The sequence below is a fragment of the Gloeothece verrucosa PCC 7822 genome (assembly GCF_000147335.1).
GTDB classification, from domain to species: Bacteria; Cyanobacteriota; Cyanobacteriia; order Cyanobacteriales; family Microcystaceae; genus Gloeothece; species Gloeothece verrucosa.
In genome coordinates, this window is sequence record NC_014533.1 from 559,541 (window position 1) to 581,914 (window position 22,374).

General features: G+C 37.5%; 16 protein-coding genes. 9 read left to right on the plus strand and 7 right to left on the minus strand.

Annotated features, from left to right (window positions below; translation table 11 throughout):
- Positions 1–13: 13 nt before the first annotated feature.
- Positions 14–1,198, minus strand: coding sequence for a glycosyltransferase family 4 protein (locus CYAN7822_RS29255; protein ID WP_013334581.1), 1,185 nt, complete (start codon positions 1,196–1,198; stop codon positions 14–16).
- Positions 1,199–1,210: 12 nt separating this feature from the next.
- Entirely contained in the window at positions 1,211–2,542 is a 1,332-nt protein-coding gene (locus tag CYAN7822_RS29260; protein WP_013334582.1) for a glycosyltransferase family 4 protein, read from the minus strand.
- Positions 2,543–2,877: 335 nt separating this feature from the next.
- Here CYAN7822_RS29260 and CYAN7822_RS29270 point away from each other — a divergent pair, with 335 nt between their 5' ends.
- Positions 2,878–3,882, plus strand: coding sequence for a hypothetical protein (locus tag CYAN7822_RS29270; RefSeq protein ID WP_013334583.1), 1,005 nt, complete (start codon positions 2,878–2,880; stop codon positions 3,880–3,882).
- A 41-nt stretch (positions 3,883–3,923) separates the two neighbouring features.
- On the opposite strand, the gene CYAN7822_RS29275 is transcribed toward CYAN7822_RS29270, so the two are convergent.
- Positions 3,924–5,606, minus strand: coding sequence for an ABC transporter ATP-binding protein/permease (locus CYAN7822_RS29275; protein WP_013334584.1), 1,683 nt, complete (start codon positions 5,604–5,606; stop codon positions 3,924–3,926).
- Between the two features lie 242 nt (positions 5,607–5,848).
- On the opposite strand from CYAN7822_RS29275, the gene CYAN7822_RS29280 reads away from it, so the two are divergent.
- Complete coding sequence (locus CYAN7822_RS29280; protein WP_245602822.1) at positions 5,849–7,630, plus strand: ABC transporter ATP-binding protein; 1,782 nt, start codon at positions 5,849–5,851, stop codon at positions 7,628–7,630.
- A gap of 186 nt (positions 7,631–7,816) precedes the next feature.
- Here CYAN7822_RS29280 and CYAN7822_RS29285 read toward each other — a convergent pair whose 3' ends face one another.
- Positions 7,817–12,070 carry an ATP-binding protein gene (locus CYAN7822_RS29285; RefSeq protein WP_041934091.1) on the minus strand — a complete coding sequence of 1,418 codons (4,254 nt, stop codon included), beginning with the start codon at positions 12,068–12,070 and terminating at the stop codon, positions 7,817–7,819.
- A 342-nt stretch (positions 12,071–12,412) separates the two neighbouring features.
- Here CYAN7822_RS29285 and CYAN7822_RS29290 point away from each other — a divergent pair, with 342 nt between their 5' ends.
- Positions 12,413–12,811: a CopG family transcriptional regulator gene (locus CYAN7822_RS29290; RefSeq protein WP_013334587.1), complete on the plus strand. Its 399-nt coding sequence runs from the start codon at positions 12,413–12,415 to the stop codon at positions 12,809–12,811.
- A complete protein-coding gene (locus tag CYAN7822_RS29295) occupies positions 12,804–14,174 on the plus strand; it encodes an extracellular catalytic domain type 1 short-chain-length polyhydroxyalkanoate depolymerase (protein ID WP_013334588.1) in 1,371 nt (456 codons plus the stop codon). The genes CYAN7822_RS29290 and CYAN7822_RS29295 overlap by 8 nt, the downstream gene beginning before the upstream one ends.
- 109 nt (positions 14,175–14,283) lie before the next feature.
- Here CYAN7822_RS29295 and psb34 read toward each other — a convergent pair whose 3' ends face one another.
- Positions 14,284–14,454 (minus strand): photosystem II assembly protein Psb34, encoded by a 171-nt coding sequence (gene psb34 / locus CYAN7822_RS38145; RefSeq protein ID WP_013334589.1) that lies wholly within the window; start codon positions 14,452–14,454, stop codon positions 14,284–14,286.
- A gap of 459 nt (positions 14,455–14,913) precedes the next feature.
- Between psb34 and CYAN7822_RS29305 the strand changes: the two genes are divergently transcribed.
- The 4 genes from CYAN7822_RS29305 (at position 14,914) to CYAN7822_RS29320 (ending at position 17,406) form a co-directional block, all read left to right on the plus strand.
- Positions 14,914–15,393 (plus strand): VOC family protein, encoded by a 480-nt coding sequence (locus CYAN7822_RS29305; RefSeq protein ID WP_013334590.1) that lies wholly within the window; start codon positions 14,914–14,916, stop codon positions 15,391–15,393.
- Positions 15,394–15,521: 128 nt separating this feature from the next.
- A complete protein-coding gene (locus CYAN7822_RS29310) occupies positions 15,522–15,818 on the plus strand; it encodes a hypothetical protein (protein ID WP_013334591.1) in 297 nt (98 codons plus the stop codon).
- Positions 15,819–15,826: 8 nt separating this feature from the next.
- The gene (locus CYAN7822_RS29315; protein ID WP_013334592.1) at positions 15,827–16,285 is read left to right on the plus strand and encodes a CpcT/CpeT family chromophore lyase; all 459 of its coding nucleotides are present in this window, start codon (positions 15,827–15,829) and stop codon (positions 16,283–16,285) included.
- Positions 16,286–16,695: 410 nt separating this feature from the next.
- Positions 16,696–17,406, plus strand: a complete 711-nt coding sequence (locus CYAN7822_RS29320; RefSeq protein WP_013334593.1) for a hypothetical protein — start codon at positions 16,696–16,698, stop codon at positions 17,404–17,406.
- Positions 17,407–17,431: 25 nt separating this feature from the next.
- Here CYAN7822_RS29320 and CYAN7822_RS29325 read toward each other — a convergent pair whose 3' ends face one another.
- Both CYAN7822_RS29325 and CYAN7822_RS29330 read right to left on the minus strand, forming a co-directional pair.
- Positions 17,432–18,445, minus strand: a complete 1,014-nt coding sequence (locus tag CYAN7822_RS29325) for an L-dopachrome tautomerase-related protein (protein WP_013334594.1) — start codon at positions 18,443–18,445, stop codon at positions 17,432–17,434.
- Positions 18,446–18,497: 52 nt separating this feature from the next.
- Positions 18,498–18,887 (minus strand): DUF4904 domain-containing protein, encoded by a 390-nt coding sequence (locus CYAN7822_RS29330; protein WP_013334595.1) that lies wholly within the window; start codon positions 18,885–18,887, stop codon positions 18,498–18,500.
- Between the two features lie 758 nt (positions 18,888–19,645).
- Between CYAN7822_RS29330 and CYAN7822_RS29335 the strand changes: the two genes are divergently transcribed.
- Positions 19,646–22,147, plus strand: coding sequence for an amylo-alpha-1,6-glucosidase (locus CYAN7822_RS29335; RefSeq protein WP_013334596.1), 2,502 nt, complete (start codon positions 19,646–19,648; stop codon positions 22,145–22,147).
- Positions 22,148–22,374 lie beyond the last annotated feature (227 nt).

Below are 22,374 nucleotides of genomic sequence, written 5' to 3' on the forward strand. Positions count from 1 at the left end.
ATTTTCATTAAAGTTAACTCTGTTTTTTTGACATACTATTTTTAATGACTTCCATAAGGTTAGTCATCATTCGTTCTACTGTAAACATCTTTTCTGCTCGTTGCCGGCAAGCTTGACCAATAGAGCGACGTAATTCCGGATTAAGCGCCCATTCTTCAATAGTTGTCACCAATTCTGCGACGGTAGCTTCCTCCTCAATTTTAGGGTCGCTGACTAATTTTCCTGTGTCTCCCAATTGTTCAGGTATACCACTAACCGCCGAAGCAACCACAGGTAAACCCTTTGCCATCGCCTCCATCACACACAAAGGCATTCCTTCTAATTTGGAAGGAAATACAAATATATCAGCCGCATTGAGCAAATCTGGTATATCTGAACGAGAACCTAAAAATATTACTTTGTCAGCGATGTTTAATTTTTCTATTATGCGTTTAAGTTTGCTTTGGAGTCTTCGCTCTCGCCATAGTTCTCTTCCTGCCCAAACAAAATAAAGTTGAGGCCAGATTTTGCTATGAACTAACTGTTTAATTGCTTCTATCTGGTATTGATAACCTTTTCGTCTTTCTATACGAGCGGATGTAAAACAAATTACCCCATCTGCCGGAATATTCAACGATTGACGCAGACGATCACGTATTACTTGATCACAAGGAGTAAAATACTCCGGAGGTCTTCCACAATGAATAACTTGCCCCTTATTTTTAGGCACTTTGAAGAGTTGATGTAATAAATTTAGATTATCCTGGGAGACGGTAATTACTGCCTGAGCTTGATTGTAGTGATCTAATAGTTCATCTAAATATTCTGGAAAAAACTCAGGGAAAGATGGTACTACTAAACCCTCACGTATAATATAGGGAATTTTCCGTTTAATAGCGATTTGTTTAACGGCAAAATTAGAGAAGGGATCACAATTACTACAAATAATTAAATCTGGCCGTTCGGAAGCATTGTTTAAAGTGGCTTGCCAACTTTGGGGATTATAATTTATATGCCATATTTTCCCTTCTGGTTCTACCCAAATATGTTTTATTCCTAACTGTTTTTGCTCGTTTATTTTATCTTCATTGAAAGGCTGAGGTTGAATACAAGTAACTTGATAACCCAATTGGGCTAAGGCACACATAATGGTGTGATTATCTTCTGCCACTCCTCCAATACCCCTATCATTTGTGTATAAAAATATCTGTTGACTCATTTTTTTTGTTGATTATTGACTTAATACAGCAGTTTTGTAAGCTTTAATTGTTTCTTGACCAAACTTTTCCCAACTAAACTTTTTTGCTTGCTCAAGTGATTTTAAAGACATTTCCTCCCTCAAATTAGAGTTATTATATAGCTGAAAAAGATTATGGCAAAGCTCATCTCTATCCCTAGGATCGACCATAATACCAGCATCTCCTACAACTTCTGGCAGGGAAGAGGTATTAGAAGTAATGACTGGAGTCCCACACTGCATAGCTTCTAGAGGTGGAATACCAAAACCTTCATACAAAGAAGGATAGACAAAGGTCAAAGCATCACTATATAAAGCCGCTAGGTCTTCATCAGATATATAATCAGTTATAATAATTCGCTCTTTTAATAAATTGTAATTTTCATGTTCTTGTAAAATTTGCTCGTACTCGGCTAGTTTATTTTTAATGGTTACACAAACTAAAACAAGATAAAGGTCGTTAATCTTTTGTTCTTGTAGCAGTTGAGCAAAACAATGAATGAGATGAGGAAAGTTTTTTCTTGTTACCCAAGCACTGACACTTAAGATATAAGGACAATCCCTAGGAATATTATATTTATTTCTAATGGCAGTAATTTTTTCGGGATCGGAACAGGAAGAAAAAACTTTTGAGGGTGCTAAATGGGTAACAAACACTTTAGCAGGATCAATTTCTGGACAATAGTTACATAAATCATCTTTACCAGACTGAGATACACAAAATACCCAATCGTAGGATTTTATGCTATTTACTATCCTATGAGTAAGAGGAATTAACCCCGGATTTTTTTTATCAACTAATTCTGGATATAAAAGGGGAATGATATCGTGAATAGTGATAAATCGCTGTAGTTTTGGGTTGGATGGTGAGAGTTCAGGTAAAGGATAAAAGGGAGAATGAAATATATCATTTTTATCTAAATTGCTGGGAGTTAACAAAAGATTATTGTTAGTCATCAATTCAATTATTTTTAATAATATTGATTGCCATATTCTTGAGATATAGTTTAAATTATATTTTTTATTTAATTCTACCAAAGTCCTTCTAATTTTTCTATGAATATACTTTTCAATAGTTGAAGTGGCTAAATTTATATCAGAAAATTTATCGCAAGATTCTAAGTATGAAAGGGCACAATCTATCATAAGTTCTCCTGGATCAAGCCACTCATTTAACTCTGGACATAAAAAAGTACAGAAAGATAGATCACATTCTTTTGAAGTGGCAATTATTTCGGCAATTTTTTCAGCAACACGGAACGCTCCTGTACGGGTATTATACTTGTAGCTTATACCCAGTAGAGAAATGTCATAAAGAACTTTCATTTCAAACCCATGAAAAATAATTTTTTAGTTTGCTTATCATAAATTACCATAATCTACCTCTATAAAAAGGAGGAAATAATAAAGATTTTAGATTTGCGCTTTGGAAAAAAGAAGTAATAAGCTATAATTAATTTTAATGAGTCAAAAAAAGACTTATAATCTTGAAAACCCTATTTTTTATGGTAAGTACCTGGACATAAATAAAGCACTTTATGTTAAGAAATGTAAAAACCTTGAAAGCCTTTCCTCTTCCCTGTTCCCAGATCCGGTGTTCCCTTACCAAACAGTTAACTTTACTTTTGTCCAGGTACTTAAATCCATTGATAATTACATAAATGAGCGATATGATTAAGTTATATTTACATATTGGCACGCCGAAAACAGGTACAAGTACACTACAACATTTTTTAACGGTAAAACGGCAAGAACTTTTAAAGGAAGGTTTTTTATATCCTTTGGCGGGAACTATTGATTTTGACCCAGGTATATTAATGAGTCATGAAAAGTTAAGTATAGCCATCAAACATGAATTAAATATTCCAGTGAGTTATAAATTATATAAGCAAGAGGAATGGCGAAATACCCTTAAAACAGAATGGAATAGACTGCATGATGAAATTAATAAGCATTCAGGAAGAAATGTAGTAATAAGTGCAGAATCTTTTAGTGACTTTGAGCTTGAGGGAATTAAATTAATTAAAAAAAATTTATCAAACTCTGATGTTAAAATAGTTGTTTATATTAGACAACAAGATGAATTTTATCAATCTTGGTATAATCAAAAAGTTAAAATAGGAATTTATGGTAAAGATATTCATCAATTCATTACCGAAGACAGACCTGACTATATTTATTATTATAATTTTTTGCAATCTTGGAGAAAGGTTTTTGGTAAAGAAAATATCATTTTGAGAGTTTTTGAAAAACAACAATTGAAAAATGGCTTAATAGGAGATTTTTTAGAAGCCATTAGTTTTAAAGAAAATAAAGATTATTTAAAAAATATAGACTTTATTAATGAAAGTCCCTCTATCCAAGCTATTAAATTTATGAGAATTTTTAATAATTTAATCATGAATAAAATGTATCTCTCATATCCAGTTCGACAAAAAATTAATCATTTATTGAGAATAAAATTATCGAAAAAAAATGAGTCTTTTTCAACAAAATTATTTAATAATATTATTGGATTATTATTTAAAGATACTCAAGATGTTGTTTTGACTCATCAGGAAAAGATAGACATTCTTAAGGAATTTGAAGAAAATAATCAGAAAGTAGCTCAAGAATATTTCGGAAGACAAGACGGAAGGCTATTTTTAAAATCTCAATCTAAGTAATTACAAGCAGTAAAAGTTGGCTAAATACCATGTGTAACAACTTAATTCATTTTTTTCCATCTCCAACTTGAATCAACCTGTAATTCTAGAATATAGTCATGATAATCTAATAAACTGGGACGATGGCCAGTGCTGATAAAAGTTATGCCGATGTCTTTTAAATACTTATATAAATCTTTTTCATTTTTGAGGTCTAGGGCACTGGTAGCCTCATCTAAAATAACATAGTCTGGCTGGTTAAGTAAAATACGGGCGAAATTAACCCGTTGTTGTTCTCCCACTGACAGAACTGATCTCCAATCATACTGTACATCAAAACCGCCGAATCTTTCTTCTAAACCTTGTAGATTAACTTGCTGGAGTACCTGTTGTAATTCCTCATCCTTAACCTGACTCCTACGATAGGGATAAAGTAACTGATCTCGTAATGTTCCTAAAATCATATAGGGACGTTGCGGCAAAAACAGCATTTGCTCAATATCTGGCCGTATAATTAAGCCAGTACCAGCATTGTCTAGTCCAGCGATCGCTCTTAACAAAGAACTTTTTCCACAGCCGCTTGGCCCCCAAATTAGCAAATCTGAAGCCGGTTCCAGGGTAAATGAAAGATGTTTAATTAAAGTTCGTTTATAATCGGGGGTTAGCAAGGTCATTTCTTTAATAGCTATTCTATTATCTATCTGAGTATGAATACAATTGAATTCCTGTTGCTGTTTTTGAGTAGAAAGATTCATCACCGTCAAAAATGACCCTAAACGATTAATTTGAGCGATAAAAGCACTTAAACTATCAAACTGTCTGACAATCAAAGAAAAAGCCGACAGAATTTGAGCAAAAGCCAAATTAGCTTGAGTAATTACACCAAATTCCACTTTGCCGTTAAAATAGAGAGGAGCAATCACTAAAGAAGGTATAATCAGATGAAAATAATTGTAGCCAACGGTAAAAAATCTTAAATTACGCTGCCAACCAATCAATTCCATCAAATTTTTAAATACTGCATTAAAAGTTTTTTTAATTTGTTTTAATTCGGGTTTTTCTCCCATAAAAAAAGCAATCATTTCGCTGTGATTCCGTACATAAATAAGTTGATAGCGAAAATTAGCTTCTTTTTGAAGTTGTTTAAAATTGAGCTTAATTAATTTTTTGCCTAATAAAATAGTAATAAAACTTCCCAAAAAAACATAAACAATAACAATGATTACCAAACTAAAAGAAATAGAATAAAGAATCCCTAAAAAAGAGATCAAAGTAATAATACTCTCAATAATTTTGAGAAAATACTCAAGAGTCGCTATTGTAAAAGCTTCTATATCCTGACTTATCCGCTCATCAGGATTGTCAATTTCGGAATTATAATTAATGGTGTAAAAATTACGGTTACTAAAATATTTGTCTAAAAAATAACAAGTTAACCATCGTCGCCAATAAATTCTTAATTTTTGTTGAAAATAAGTATAAAAAACCACAAGAGGAATCATAATAACAAAAGAACCTATATAAATTAAAGCTAAATAAAAAAACTTTGATGTATTCTTATTGGCGAGCGCTGTCATAAAATCTCGATTAATAAAACTCCAATATACATCAACTCCGTTTACTGAGAGAACTAATAATAACAACACCATTAATAACGCTCTAGCTCCCCATTTTTCTTCAGAAAACCAGTAGGGAATAGTAAGATGCCAAAAAACATACCAGAATTGACGATTAAATAGGTTCATAACTAATAGTCAGATGCTATAATATTATAAGCAAATAGAACAGTATCAACTGTTGTAAAAGCTAAAATAAAACTAAAAAGAAAGCTAAATTCTGTTTTGATGTATTTCTCTGTGAAGATGGAAAGCATAATTATAGCACCAATTTAGCCAGAAAGATCGAAAAGCCAAACAACAATTAATTAATCTGTGAATAAATAAAAAATGATCCTGTTGTCTATTTTTTATTCTCTACTTTAATGATTATGGAAGACAATAAACAAAAAAGCAATAATTTTATTACTACTTTTAAGTTTGCCTGGCATTATTGGTCTGGATACCGTTATGCTATTGTATTTTTACTGGTTTTGCTGGGACTTCAGACTATTTTACAGGTTTTTATTCCCATTTTGACAGGAAAATTAGTCAATAGTTTTACCAATTCTACAGATAATTGGATCATTCCTGCGTGGATATGTGGAACTTTAGCTAGTATAAAATTATTATCTTACATTTTGCGGATATCGACAATTTATTTATGGAGTAACGCGACTATGAAAGTGACAAGTAAACTTGTCGCTGAAACTTTTAATAGAGTGCAACATTTAAGTACAGAATGGCATATCAACAATTTTGCAGGTAGTATCATCAGAAATATTAATCGTGGAACATGGGGTTTTGACAAGTTTATTGATACACTCTCTATGTCAATTTACCCAAGTATTTTGACAAGTATCGGGTTGATATGTATTTTATTTAGAAACGGGGTTTGGATTGGAATTATTGGTTTTTTGGGCTTTATAATTTTCTTTTTTGTAACTAACAATCTATCAAAAAACTATTTAGTTCCTAGTTTTGAAGAAGTTAATCAAGTAGATACCAAGATGAATGGTATTCTCTCAGATGCTATTGTCTGTAATAGCTTAATTAAATCTTTTGCAACTGAAGAATATGAAAACCAAAAATTTAACCAAATAGTAGAGCAATGGCGCATTAAAAACAAAAAAGTTTGGTGGCGCATGGAAACATTTTTATCGGCTCAATCTCTCTTGTTTTTAATGTTAGAAACCGCCATTATTAGCATCGCTATTTGGTTATGGTATCAAGGCATTCGCACAGCCGGTGATGTCATTACAATTTTGGCAAGTTTTCAGATGGCACAAGGTAAAATGCAAGAAATTAGCAATGGCATCAGTAATTTAAAAAAATCTATCACTGATCTTAAAGAAATTATCAATTTAGAACATATTAATGCCAAAATAGTTGATAGTGAATCTGCCGTTAATTTAGAAATAAAATTAGGAAAAATTGCTTTTAAAGAAGTAAGCTTTAGTTATACAAATCAAAAAAATACTCTTTATAAAAACCTTTCTATTACAATTAATGGTGGGCAAAAAGTTGCCCTTGTTGGTCATTCTGGGAGTGGGAAAAGTACCTTTATTAAATTGCTTCAGCGCCTTTATGATGTGCAAGAAGGAGAAATAACGATTGATGATCAAAATATTCGTGATATTACTCAACAAAGTTTACGCAAAGCTATCGCCGTAGTTCCTCAAGAACCTATACTTTTTCACCGTTCGATCGCTGAAAATATTAGCTATGGTAAACCCGATGCCACAAGAGCAGAAATTGAAGAAGCCGCCCGTAAAGCGTACGCTCACGACTTCATTATTAACTTACCTGAAGGTTATGATAGTCAAGTCGGAGAGCGTGGTGTCAAACTTTCAGGAGGTGAACGTCAAAGGATAGCAATAGCTCGGGCTTTTTTAGCTGACTGTCCTATTCTCGTTTTAGATGAAGCAACCAGCAGCTTAGATTCTGTTTCAGAAGCCTTAATTCAAAAAGCATTAGATAGCTTATTTATCGGACGAACAACGGTAATTATTGCCCATAGATTATCAACAATTAAAGCTGTGGATCGCATTTTTGTTTTCTCTCAAGGAAATATAGTTGAAGAAGGAACACACGAAACTTTACTCAGTGATTTGAAAAGTCATTACTACGCCCTCTACTCTCTTCAGTCTCGTAGTAACGGCTTTTATGGGTGAGGTAATTTGTTAACGAAAAACCGAGAAAATGGAGAATTATTTTGATTATGGGAGAAAATTGAAAATTAAGTTATTTAATAAGATGGCTATTCTCAATAAGCTGCAAATTTCTTCCAATTTAACCGATTAAAACCAGTCTGGACAATTGTTTCAACAAGCTTGTCACCCCCTCATGGCACTGTTGCACTATTCCAAGAGTACCTGTTGCGATAACTCAACGATAGTTTTAATTAAGACGCTAGGGTTGATCGGTTTAATAATGTGTCTTTGAAATCCCTCTCTAAGAGCTTGTTGCCGGTCAATTTCTCCAGCATAAGCTGTAAGAGCGATCGCTTTAATTTTTTCTCTACCTTGTTGAGCTTCTAACATTCGTATTTGTTGTATCAGCATATATCCGTCCATATCCGGCATACCCACATCGCTAACAATGACATTTGGAGCAGACCTCACCAAAACTTGTAGAGCTTCGCTTGCAGAGCCTACTGTCGTTACCGTTGCGCCGCTTTGTTGGAGAGCAAACGCCAAAAAATAACGAGTGTCCTCATCATCATCTACCACTAAAATTTCTAAGTCTGCCAAAGGTAAAACAGTCTCTTTAATATTTGAAATAGACACATTTTCATCTTCTTTCGTGAAACTTGAGGTGATTAATGGAAATTTAACCCAAAAAGTCGCTCCTTGATTTTCGCCGGGGCTTTCGGCTCCAACGGTCCCACCGTGTAGTTCTACTAAGTGACGAACGATCGCTAACCCTAACCCTAAGCCACCAAATTTTCGGGTTGTTGTACTATCGGCCTGACGAAAGTAATCAAATACATAAGGTAAAAATTCAGAAGTAATGCCTTTACCAGTGTCGCTGACAGTAATCTGGGCAGATTGGCCTACAGACTCCAACAAAACCTCCACTCGGCCTCCCGTTGATGTAAACTTAACCGCATTTGACAACAGATTCCAGACAATTTGTTGTAAGCGAGCCGGATCGCCTAAAATTTGTCCGACTGTTTCGTCAAGAGTGGTTTGAATATCAATAGATTTAGCGTTAGCGGCTAAATACACTGTTTCAATAGAATGCCTGATAATAGAAGCTAAATTAACCGGAATCGGATTAAGACTGATTTTGCCTTGCAAAATTCGAGAAACATCGAGCAAATCCTCGATCAGTTGAGCTTGAAGTTGGGCATTACGTTCAATGGTAGAGAGAGCTTGTTTAAAAGTTGCCCCATCGAGTTTTTTTGTTTGCAGTAATTTAGCCCAGCCGAGAATCGGATTAAGCGGCGAGCGTAATTCATGAGACAACACGGCTAAAAACTCATCTTTTATTCGGTTAGCTTTCTCAGCTTCTGTTCTGGCAGCTTGCTCCCTTTGCAAAAGACGATCCCGTTCCACTTCAGCCGCTTTGCGTTCGCTAATATCAATCACTGAGCCGATGTATCCTTTGAATTCTCCCTCCAACCCAAACCAAGGACTACCGACATCAAGTGCCCAGCGATATTCACCATCAAAACGCCGCAAGCGGTATTCTAGACGGAACGCTTCCTGACACTTGTTAGCGGCTAGAAAAATATTTCTCGAGTCTTCGGAGTCTTCCGGATGTACAGCATCTAGCCACCCGAATCCTAAACCCGTTTCTTCATTCTGGCCGGAAAATTCATACCAACTTTTGCTGAGGTAGGTGCAGTAACCTGTAGGATCGGTCACCCACACCATGACAGGGGCATTATCAGCCATTTGTCGGAATCGTTCTTCGCTTTCCCGTAGTTCTTTTTCTGCTTGTTTGCGAGCGCTAATGTCGCTCACCAATATAGTCACACCCTCAGCAAACGGATAAATCCGGTTTTCGAACCAGCGCTGCCAAGGCCAATAAAAAAACTCTACTTGAACGACTGTTTGTTCGGCAACAGCACGGTGACACTCAGTATAGAATGGGCTGTTCACTAGGTCAGGAAATAAGTCCCAAATGTTATGACCCAGAAGTTCTTCGTTGGACTTGCCGGTCACTTGTATCACTTGGTCATTGATGAAGCTATAACGCCACTGTTGATCCAGCACGATAAACTGCTCATTGATTTGTGCTAAAACATTTTCTAAACGAACTCTGGCCGCTTGCGCTTGGGCCCGTAATCCCTGCTCCCGTCGAGTTGCCTCTTGACGCAAATAGGACAATTTTAGAGTGGCTTCTACCCGTGCTAATAATTCACGGGCCGAGAATGGTTTAATAAGGTAATCATCCGCTCCTGCTTCCAACCCTTCTACGCGAGATTCTTCTCCTGCCCTTGCAGATAACAAGATAATGGGAATATGTTGGGTGCTGAGGTCAGCACGGAGCGATTTTAATAACTCAAAACCATCAAGTCCGGGCATCATCACATCTGTCAAGACTAAATCGGGATGACAAGAATGAATCGCCTTTAAAGCCGTTAAACCGTCAACAACCGCCTCGACTTCATATTGTTGACTTAATAAGCGCTTGAGGTAGTCACGCATATCAGCATTGTCATCAGCAATAAGAATACGACTCCTATTCAACAGAGAAAGGGGTGTTCGCAGTTTTTTTAGGGAATAAGAAAGCAGGGGCAGAGGAGAAGCCGAAAAAATCTCTTTTTTTTCTGTTTCTGTTTCTGTTTCTTCTTGGGGGGGTAGCCAACGCGATGCTTCTTCCAGGAAAGTAGTAGCACCTGTTGCTGTTGATGTCAGGGTACGAGTAGTGCTAATGCGTTCTTGAGGGAGATGAGCAGTCCCGGTAGGAATAAAAATGGTGAAGCAAGTGCCCAATCCTTCTACACTGACAACATCAATACTTCCTTGATGCAGTTTCACCAATTCTTGCACCAGTGAAAGCCCAATACCCGAGCCTTCAAAACTTCGTCCTTGTGCCCCTTTAACTCGATGAAATCGCTCAAACAAGAGAGGAATTTCAGCTTCGGGAATACCAATACCTGTATCATTTACCGAGAGTTTAACGGAATGCTTAACCCATTCTAAGCTCACCGAAATTTCTCCATTTAAAGTAAATTTAAAAGCATTAGAAAGTAAGTTCAGAACAATTTTTTCCCACATTTCTCGATCTACATAGACGGGTTCTGGTAAAGGAGGGCAATTGACCATTAAACGCATTCCGGCCCGTTCAATAGTAGAACGAAATACACTGGCTAACTCGGTGGTAAACACTGACAGATCTGTCGCTTCGTAAACCGCCTCGACACGACCTGCTTCTATTCGGGAAAAATCCAGCAGAGTATTGACAAGCTTCAATAAACGTAGTCCATTGCGTTGCACAATTTCAATACGCTCTTGCTGAGATGGACCTAGAGGTTCATCTTTATCAGTTAGGACATCCTCTATCGGCCCTAACATTAAAGTTAGAGGAGTGCGAAATTCATGGCTAACATTGCTGAAAAACACTGTTTTAGCGCGGTCTAATTCGGCTAGAGCTTCTGCTCGTTTTCGCTCTTCTTCGTAAGCCTGAGCATTAGCAATGCTGGCTGAGATTTGTGCCGCTACCAAATCAATGAATCGTCGATAATCATCATCAAAAAGCCTAAATGGATTTAAACCTACCACCAGTAAGCCAGCTTTTCCGGTTTGTCCAGATGATGCGATCGGTACAACTACTGCTTGATGGGGTGTTCGCTGCCAAGCGCCGCTAGGCAAGTTTTCAAAAAAGGATTCCAAGTTAGAAACTAGACAAGCTTTATTCTCTGTAATTACTTTTTTAAAGGGCCAAACAGAATCGGATTGTAGAGCCACCTTTGGGGGTGCTGCCACGTTATCTATATCAATACCACAAGTTCCTGCTAACACCACCTCATGCTTTTCTCGATCAATGAGATAAATCATTGCAAAGGGAAGGTCATAAGGGTTGCTTTCCAAACATTTCGCACTCACTCTACAGGCCTCATCAAATGTCCGAGCATCTGCTGTCCTAGCCGCTAGTTCCCGCAACAAAGCCAACTGACGTTCGCCGATAATGCGCCCGGTGTCATCTGTGTTGGCGCAAATAATCCCCCCTGTGCCACCTTCGTCATTGGGAACTGGACTATAAGAAAATGTATAATAGGTTTCCTCTGAGTAGCCGTTACGCTCCATAATGAGCAGCAGGGCTTCGTCGTAAGTCCCTTCATTATTGAGGAGTGCTGAGGCGGCTCTAGGGCCTACCTGATCCCAAATCTCGCGCCACACAGATGATGCTGGCTGCCCAAGGGCAAGCGGATGTTTGCCACCGACAATCGCTTTGTAAGCGTCATTATAAAGGTTAATTAATTCCTCGCCCCACCAGACAAACATTGCTTGGCGAGAGGTCAACATAATGCGAACAGCAGTCTTCAAGCTCTGCGGCCATTTTTCTACTGAACCGAGGGAAGTTTGCGACCAATCATACGCTTGCATCAGCCCCCCCATTGTCCCTCCACCAATAAAGAGATTATGATCAGTTGATGTCATTTGTTCTATACATTTAAATAAAAATATACATTGTTTGAATTGCTTTCTAGTTTATCGAGTAGGGTGTTGAAAATGCTAGGAAACCCAAAAAAATTTCCTACACAACTTTTATGCCACAAGGGTAGCTCCGATTTTTAAACAGAGTGCCTGTATTGGCGTGCGTTGCTATCCCTTTTCTGTCATTCTCCGAAATCACGAAGTCATAATTAAGCTAGTTGAGCCAAAATTATAAAATGGTTGAAATTGATTCATTAAATTAATTCAATCAAGCAAACCAAGCAATAAAGCTGTGCTTGCTTTTTGACATCCGCGTCAGTTACCATCTATTAGGATGGTAGAGAGATGATTAAGGTGAGTGATACAGAAAAAATCACAATTAATATAGGCTTTGTCGATCTTGGACAGATTGATTTATTGGTACAGGAGGGCTTTTATTCCAATCGTACTGATTTTATCCGCACGGCAATCCGTAATCAGTTGAGTACCCATAGCGAAGAAGTCAAGCAAACACTCGCCCGTAAAACTCTAATCCTCGGTCGCCAACATTACACTCGCTCAAATTTAGAAAAAGTACACTCCGCCGGCATCAAACTGGAAATACAGGTGCTAGGCTTGGTCAGCATTGCCCCCGATGTACCTCCTGAACTGGCAAGAGCGACGATTAAATCTATTTTCGTTCTAGGTGCATTTAAAGCTACTCCTCAAGTCAAAGCGGCTTTGGCAGATCGAATTCATGGTTAATATCAGCACTTATCAAGCCTCAATCGAGAGTAAAATGATGGAAAACCCAATTTTAGCTAAAATAGCTCAAGCTACCGAACTGACACAAGCGGGACGCTTAAAAGAAGCCACTCAATTAATCCAACGGACACTGCAAAATTTAAAAGACCCCTCGACCACTGATGAGGTCGCCGTAGCCGGAACTGATGAAATCATCGATGTTACGGCTGTTGTGATTGACGAGCCAATAAATTCAACAGCACATCCAGGGCAAACGAGAACTGAGCCAACTCCAGCATCATCAGAAGCCGTTGACTTCAAAGAGCAACCGAGGCGCGAAGCAACTGAGTTCCCTCAATCACCGAAGAAAAGTTCTATAGCCATTTCTGAACAGTTAAACTCGATCTTAAACTTTTTTCCTCAATTAAAATCCCAGGCCCAACCCGCCAAAAATTCAGACCCACAGACAAAGGGAGGACAGTTTATTGAAGGCTATTATACAAAAGGCACTCAAAGCCGTAGCTATAAACTTTACATTCCGGGTGGTTACACAGGCCAAGCTTTACCTGTTGTGGTTATGCTTCATGGCTGTAATCAATCAGTAGATGATTTTGCCAATGGCACTCGTATGAATTTATGGGCAGAAGAAGAATTGTTTTTTGTGGTTTACCCGGCGCAGGAAAAGAAAGCTAATGGGTCACTTTGCTGGAATTGGTTCAATAATAGTGACCAGCAGCGTGGTCGTGGCGAACCATCGATTATTGCTGGAATCACCGAACAAGTGGTTAGCACTTATAATCTTGATCAAACTCGGGTTTATGTATCGGGTATGTCGGCAGGGGGAGCGATGGCTGGGATTATGGGGATATGCTACCCTGATGTTTATGCGGCGGTGGGAATTCATTCGGGTCTTCCATATAGGGCGGCAGGAGATCTTCAAGGCGCGTTCGCTGCCATGCGCGGGGGAGGAAACGGACTCTTAGGGCACACAGATGAGAACTTGCCTCATCTCAACGTAAATACTCGATTCGTACCGATAATCGTCTTTCATGGCGATCGTGACAGCACTGTTCATCCCGTCAATTCCGAAAAAATTATAGCACAATGGGCTTTGATCCATTCTCAAGGAAACTCAAGCCGAAGTGAAAAAATCTTATTGCGTCCTAAAGTGCTTCGAGAGCGAGTAAAAAATGGTCATGCCTACACTCGTTCGATCTATCATGACTTGAACGGTTATCCTATTATGGAACGGTGGTTGGTACATGGTTCAGGACATGGATGGTCAGGCGGAAGTGCTTCGGGATCGTTTACGGATGTTCAGGGGCCCAACGCATCAAGGGAGATGCTACGCTTCTTTAAAGAGCAGACAAAAACAAGCAAATAAAGGCAAAGGCAGGGAATAGATTCATTATTGACCTAAAAGCAAAAACCTCGATTGCCGAGGTTTAGATTAGGAAAAATCAATTGTTAATGTAGTCTTTGTAAAATTTTGATTAGCTTACTGCTAAGGAAACTAAAACTAATGTGGTGACAAATAGAGTAGCGATAGCTCCTTGAATTAAATAGCGACGTTGTTGGTAGGGAGCGGGATACTCCGCGTAATAGGTTTGGGGTTCAGCAGCGTAGATATTTCCGATTCCGTTATCGAGTTGGGTGGTGTACATTGCTTGTTTTCTCCGTTATTTACCTTATGGAGATAAATGTAGCAATTTATTTATTAATAGTAAATAAGACTTGACAAAAGATTTTAAATAGTCTATATAAAGGCGGCTTATCGTTTTTGGTTGGCTGCGGGAAGACTTAAAGTGATGTTAAGCTAAGACGCATTTAATTTTTATAACTTTATTTTTGGTACAAAGGTTCAATCCTTTCCCCTTTCCCCTTTCCCCCTTCTTTATCTGGACTAATAATTTAGATGCGTAACAGCTTAATCAGCCGCTTCAAGCCAAGGAAGTTGAGAAAAAAAGTAATGATTTAATTGATTTTTGCCATGTAGAAAGTAGTGGTAAATTAGAATACAGAACGAGTTTTTTAAAAGCTTGCAGGAAGATGCTGATTAAGCCCTAGGCTACTAAACTTGTTATTCTATAGAAAGGAACTCAACTATTAAAATAATTTTTCCGATGGCAGATCTAGGTTTAACTCATCTGGCTATAGAAGTGAGTAACATTGATAAGAGCATTGCTTTTTATGAAAAGTACGCTCGAATGAAAGTGGTACATCGTCGCAGCGATCAGACGATCCAATCAGATGTCGCTTGGATCAGCGATCTAACTCGCCCCTTTGTGATTGTTTTGCTGAAAATGCCTTCTGTAAAGGCGAAGCTCGTTCCAAATTTTCATTTTGGAGTGGCGGTTGAAAGTAGACTTGAGGTTGATCGCGGAGCGCCACTTCGTGATCGTCTTTGGGCTGCCGCCTCAGAGGAGGGGATTTTGCTTGATGGGCCAGATGAAGCGGGGCCACCAGTCGGTTATTGGGCATATATACAAGATCCCGATGGACACACCTTGGAAATTTCTTACGGGCAAGAAGTTCGCTTTACAGTCGAACAAGCCGCTAAGTACCTGGACAAAAATAAAGTTAACTGTGAGGTTAGGGTGTAGGGTGTAGGGTGTAGGGTGTAGGGTGTCGGGTGTGGGGTAATTGTAGCCATTTTACAATTCTTTATATAGAGTGCTTTATTTATGTCCGACTACTTAATCAATAAATTTTATTTAAAAAAAGCTGATTTATGTGGGAACATTGGCTAATACCTTTGCGTGGGATTTATTGCAAGGTGAGTTATCGCAGTATTTTAAGTCTGGCCAGCGTTGGAAGTTTACTTAGTATTGGCAGTGTTGGCAGTATTTTAAGTATTGGTAGCGTTGGAAGTATTTTGAGTATCGCCAGTGCAGGGAGTATCTTAAGCGTGGCGAGTGCGGGCAGTATTCTTTCGTTTTTTGGTGTCGGCAGTGTATTGAGTTTTTTTCATTACAAAACTATTCTTAATCAAGAGATGGTAAGTAATGTTTTGTCTAAAATTAAATAAATTAATTATTGGACTTTGGACATAACATTAATGGCTCTTTACTTAGAGTTCGATTTTATTTGTTCGACGAAGGTGCATCAGGCGTAGAGCTTGGAGTTCATCGCTACTTTGAGCAAACTCCTCTATTAGGATTATGTCAACGACCCCAAGGAGAGAGAGTGATTGATTTTAGTAACATCAATCCTTTTAGTTGCGATCTCCAATTAGCTTGGCAAGAGAATCTGTATCAAGGAAATAATGCGCCTAATGGCTGTCCGTCAACTTTTCCTCCTGGCGGTAAAGTGGTTTCTTACCTAAATTTGGGAGAGAATGATATTTATTCATTGGATCAAATTTTTAATGCCAATGGAGGGCTAGAAGCTGGCACACCGATACAGTTTAGGCGTGTTACTATTCCCGAACCTTCCTTGCTAGACGGGCTTATCTTATTCGGAGTTAGTAGCATTTTGATTAAAAAAGTCTCTTGAAGACATAAGCATTAACAACTTTTAATCAAAAGATATAAAAGAAAGTCCTCAACACTAACCTATTAGCTGATACATCTAAGGCCACTTAGCCGCTTAAGAAATGTGAGCGGGCACGTGCTAAGTAGAATCTGGGAGCGGCGTGATGAGGCAAGGTCATGATGTAAAAAAAGGAAGCAATTGCTGTTTAGTGATCGTCTAGTCCATCACTAAAATAAAATTTTGTGGAAGATTTGTTATTGTCTGAGCTTGTTATGGTTAAATTAGGTAGTAAGCACTACTTGATAACCAAATAAGTAAGTAAGTTAGTATATCAGCCTTAAGTCCCTCAATAAATGTAAGGCTAATCATTAATATTGACTGCCATTCGTGGCGGTAGAGCTTTCCATATTTGACGAAAGGAAAAGGTTGTCATGAAAAAACTATTGCTGGTAGCAGCTATATTTTCACTCGTTTTCAGTTCTGCTGACATAGCCAACGCACAGGAAAAATTGGCTTTGGAAAATACCTCTTCAATCACGAAAAGCATTAAAGATTGGGTAGATATTTTAGTTCCTGTCATTGGGGGAATTGGGGGAGTTATTGCCTTATTGAAAGGCGTAGAAGAGTACAAAAGAGAGCAAAGATGGAAAAGATTAGAATTTGTTGCTAATGTATTTAAAGAGTTTGAATCAAAAGCAGAAGTTAAAAATGTTTTTTGGATGCTAGATTGGAATGGGGCTTATTTAAATTTTGAAGGGATTGAAGGTACAGTTTGTGCTGATGAACCTTTATTGCAAAAATCTTTTAGTAAAAAAACCTCTTTTGAAAAGGATGAAGCAGCTATTAGAAATGCTTTTGATGTGTTTTTAACTGGCTTAGACCAATTTAATACTTATATTAAAACAGGACTAATTGCCAATGAGGACTTTAAACCTTACTTAAAATACTGGCTGAAAATTTTAACTAATAGTTCTGAAATTAAAAATGAAAATCGTAAATCACTTCTTTTTTATCAAAATCTTTGGAATAATTTTATCGATAAATATGAATACTCAACCAGAGAATTATTAGGAAGATATGGCTATCCAGTTAATTTATCTACTGATTGTCATGAAGAAGCTAAAAACCAAGAATTAAATTAACACGAAATTAGTTCTCTATTATTAATTAACGGCCGACTACCCCAGGCGCTAAAGGTTTCAAACGAAAGAGATAAAAAGGCGGTGCAGCCGTATTATTTCCCCGATTTAAAGGCGCAGAACGGTGTAACTGATTGCAATTGAGATATAAATAACCGTCTGCTCCAAAACTCAAGGAATCCACCCAAGATAACCGTTCATCACTGATGAATAATTGATAGGTGCGATCGCTCTTTATGACCCCAACCCCATTAGCCGCTAAATCTCCTAAATAAAGATTATCATTTTGATCGATAGAAATTCCGTCACAAATGGGTCTATCACCGTATCGTTCTACTTTACTAGCGAGTTGGGCATCACTCAAATTCTGATTGCACAAATCTTCACTTTTAATCCGATACATCGTATTACTGTGCATAGGGCAATAATACAACCATTCATTATTAGCATCGAGAACAAGACCATTAACCCCCAAATGCGGTCGGATATCTGGGGGATTCACCACAGGTACTCCGTCAATGATTAAATCAATATTTTGCGGAATAACGCTTTGATGACCTTGTAAAATCCGGGTAGCTAATCCTGTTTTTAAATCTACTCGAATTAACGCCGCTTCTTCACCTTGAATAGGATCAGAAATATAGATGACATTATGGGTCAAATCTACCGCTAAATCATTGACAAAAGAGTTATTTTTAGTAATGGGTGGAGGTAAATAAAACACTCGGGCTAGTTCATGGTTGACAATATCCCAAGCGACTAATTTTGGATTCAAAAGATTAGGATTTCCATTATCTAACATCCAAACCCACCCATTCTTATCGCACTGAATACCCAATACATTATCAAAGTTAATTTGATCACTTCCAAAACCACTGGGAAATTCAACTAATCTACCATCAACCAGTTCCGCGATTTTAAATTCGGGGTTATAGAACTGGTGTAAACTCATAAAAATTCGACCATCGGATGATAGAGTAATATTCCCGGGTGCTTGGGATAATTCGGCGACTATTTCTAAGCTAGTTGATAAAGGCTCCATGTCAATTTATTTTACAAAAGTGTTAGATAAAACATCATATGACAACACGAGATTAGTAGCCGTTACCTGTAAGCCAGGCAAGTAAAGCATCAGGATCATCTAAGATAGCTTTAGGGTCAAACATTGGCCAAATATAAGAAAGTCCTTGCTCATCGAGACGGAAAAAATTATGTAAAGTATAGAGAGTTCCTTTAGTTGTTCTCATCTGCCATACCCCGCTTGCTCTAGGATATTCAACAGTAATTGAGAGGACATTTACCTCAGAAACCCGTGTTGCAACCCCACTAACAAAATTGACAACGGCTTCAATACCGTCGATGGTATCTTGACGAATAGGACTAAGAAACTGAATGTTAGGAGAAAACTGAACGAGGGAAAAATCACCTGTTTTAAAAGCTTGGAAATATTGCTCGATAATCTCGTGATATTTTGTTGTATCCATGATTAAAACTCTCTAAATCTACAAATTTACAAAAATTACAAGGGCTTATTATTACAGATTTGATAGTCAATTTTCCAGGTATTTTCTACTTTTTTCAATAATGCCCGAAATTTAACCTATCTTGATGGACTCCCATCATGGAGATGAATAATGGCGATAGAAATTCTAACTACATAACTAAAATCCCCCATCACATCGAAGAATTACCCTAACAATAGAAACTAATAAACCATTACTATATTCAAGCCAAAAGCTGTCATAATAGCGGTTTGGGTTTATGTAAATTCATTTCAATTTCTGTAAAAGCTTGAATGGGTGAATTTGTGCTAATTTACTAACTCAAATGGTTTCAATTAAAGAATTGTTAAAAATATTCGGAAATTATTTAACAGTATTACCCATTTAGGAACAGATGTTAGGTTAGGAAAAAATCTTTAAAACAATAGTGAGATAAATTCCTAATCAAGATATCTTAGCTTTTAGCATACGCTATTTTTGCTTTAAAAGCCAGCCTCATCTCCATAAAAGTTTACAAAAAGCCTCAAATAGCCTTGAAAATATGTAAATAATCCTAAACTGCCATTGAATAAATGTTAACTTTTGTAACAACCTTATCTTAATATTACTCACTTAAAGTAATATCAATTGGTTAATAGAGTAGCAATGGTATTCGGATAAATATTCAAACTTTGTCTTAACTAAAATCTAATTTCTTAGGAAACTAAGATCAACAAATAGTCTTGAAGGGTTAAAAGGTCATGACTTCTTCATTCAATGAAATTCTCAGTCAAGCAACAGCAATTCCGTCCTACTCTCTAATGACGAAACAGCCTCAAAAAGACCGTCCCAAAGAAGATTCTATTCCTAATCCGAGGGTTATCTCGCCGCGAGTGGGACAACCTTCTATTACCACTAACAACATCATATTTGATGCACTCTATGCTCTTGCCATAAGTGAAATGGAGGAAAATACTGTCCTCAATATTAGGGATAATAATTTCAACAATGGGCAGGCGATACCATGTCCTCCTGGGGGCTGTTTTCAGGCTGGGAAAAGTTGGACTTATGTCTGGACTCGTGACACTGCCTACGCTATTCACCTAGCCTTAGCTGCACTCAAGCCCAAAACTGCGCTAAATTCTTTGAAATTTAAAACTTCTGCTGATAGACACGGACAAAACCCTCAAATTATTCAAGATACTGGTACAGGAGGTAGCTATCCTATATCCTCCGATAGAGTGGTATGGGCTTTGGGCGCTGCAAGACTCCTACATTATTTGTCGGGAGAAGAACGGGGAACTTTTGAGAAGGAAGCTCTAGAAATCATCAAAAACACTATTGAACAAGACCGTAAAGTCCTTTTTGATCAGCATAACGGCTTATATTCAGGAGAACAATCTTTTTTGGATTGGCGGGAACAAACCTATCCGGGTTGGGTAGCCGAAGACGTTATTCATGTGGGTATGTCTAAATGCCTGTCTACAAACCTGCTCCATCTCCATATTCTCGAATTTGGGTCTGCCTTAGCCCTAGAAACTGGCGAAGTGAATTTATCCAATCAATATCAGGATTGGGCAAAAGAGCTTAGAGAGGCTATTCAAAACCACCTTTATTTAAAAGACAGTAAGCTTTACTCAACATTTATTACCACGTTCCTAGATAATGGACCGAGCCATCAGTTCGACTTATTGGGTTTGACTCTGGCTATTTTGTTAGAAGTTGCCACTCAAGAGCAAACAAAAGACATTATTGCTCATTATCCCCTATTGCCCAATGGGATTTCGGTGATTTGGCCTCAACAGCAATATACTCCAATCTATCACAATCGGGCTATTTGGCCTTTTGTCACAGCCTACTGGATTAAAGCGGCACGAAAAGCAGGAAATGCCACTGCCGTCAATCACGGCATTAAATCTCTAATGGAGGGGGTAATCCGCTATCGCTCAAATAGGGAAAACTTTGAGTTGGTTTCTGGTGATATCTGGGTTGATGAAGGGGAAACTTCAGGCCCTGTTGTTAATTCTCAAGCTCAACTTTGGTCTATAGCAGGCTATCTCTCGATGGTTAATGATATCATTTTCGGCCTAGAAACTACTGATTACGGCATTCGCTTTCTTCCTTACATAACTTGTGAAATGAGGAAGGAAGTATTTAGTGAGACTCAATTCCTTACTCTAAATGACTTTCCCTATCAAGGAAAAATTATCACTGTAACTGTAAAGCTTCCTGATTCCGACAATCAAGTGCAAGGAGCTTATAAAATATCAAACATTACACTAAATGATCAGGCGATTTCATCGGAAGACTTTATTAAGAGCGACAGGCTTGAGAGTGATAATCGTATTGTAATTGAGTTATCAGAAGACCTTGAATTAACAATTAGTAAAAATCAAAATTCAATTACCTTAATCACTGATACTGGAGAATGGCGCAATTTATTTGCACCCAAATATCCAATTATTAAATCTATTGATTTAGTATCTGGTAAGATTCAAATAACCTTTAGTTCAAATGGAGAAAATGCAGAGAATATTGCTTTTAATATCTACCGTGATGGGAAACTGGTAAAAGGGGAATTACCAGGATCGACGTTGTCGTGGGTCGATCCTGAAACAAATCAATCTTCTCCAAGCTACTGCTACACCGTTGAAAGTTATTATTATCATGATGGTTTAGCCATTAAAAATTACTCCCAAAAGTCCCGTCCTGTTTGTTATTGGGGATCAAATGATTCGCGAATTCAAGTCTTTGAAGCTACTCAAGATTTGAACTATCCTGGGAGCGATCAAGATCGAGTAAAGAAATCTCAAAATCATGGATACTCTCACTATGAAAATTGGGGCCAAGCTGAAGACACCCTAATTCTTGAAGCCTTTAAACCAAAGGTGACTGGGTTTCACCTTCTCCAGGTCGCTGCTGCCAACGGTTCAGGTCCTTGGAATACAGGTGTTACCTGTGGAGTAAAATATATTCAGGTTTTTGACCAAGCTAATACTTGTATTGGTAGTGGCTATTTGATTATGCCTCAGACCAGTTCATGGGAAAACTTGAGAGATTCTTCTTTTGTACGGGTCAATTTGGATGTAGATAAAATTTACAAAATCGTTATTGGCGAAAATGAAAATGCTTTTAATATGTCTAAATTTAAACATTTTGACTCTTATACAGGAAATAACGGTACTGGTGGAACAAAGGGTCTCTATAATTATGTCAATATCGCTGCTCTTAAGGTTTTGGCATTAACAAGCTTAAACACTTAATTCAGTATTCAGTGCTTAAACCGTCTGAGTAAAAATACAAATATAACGCAAAAAATATGAATTGATCACCCACATTTCGCACATCGATTTGTTGTATTAAAATACAAATATAATCTAAAAAAGAGTGTTCATTATTAACTGAATTTGACGACTATTTTTACTTACAAACAATAGTTTTCATGTCAAAATAAAAAACTGTATTTTAAAGTGCGGAATGTGGGATATAA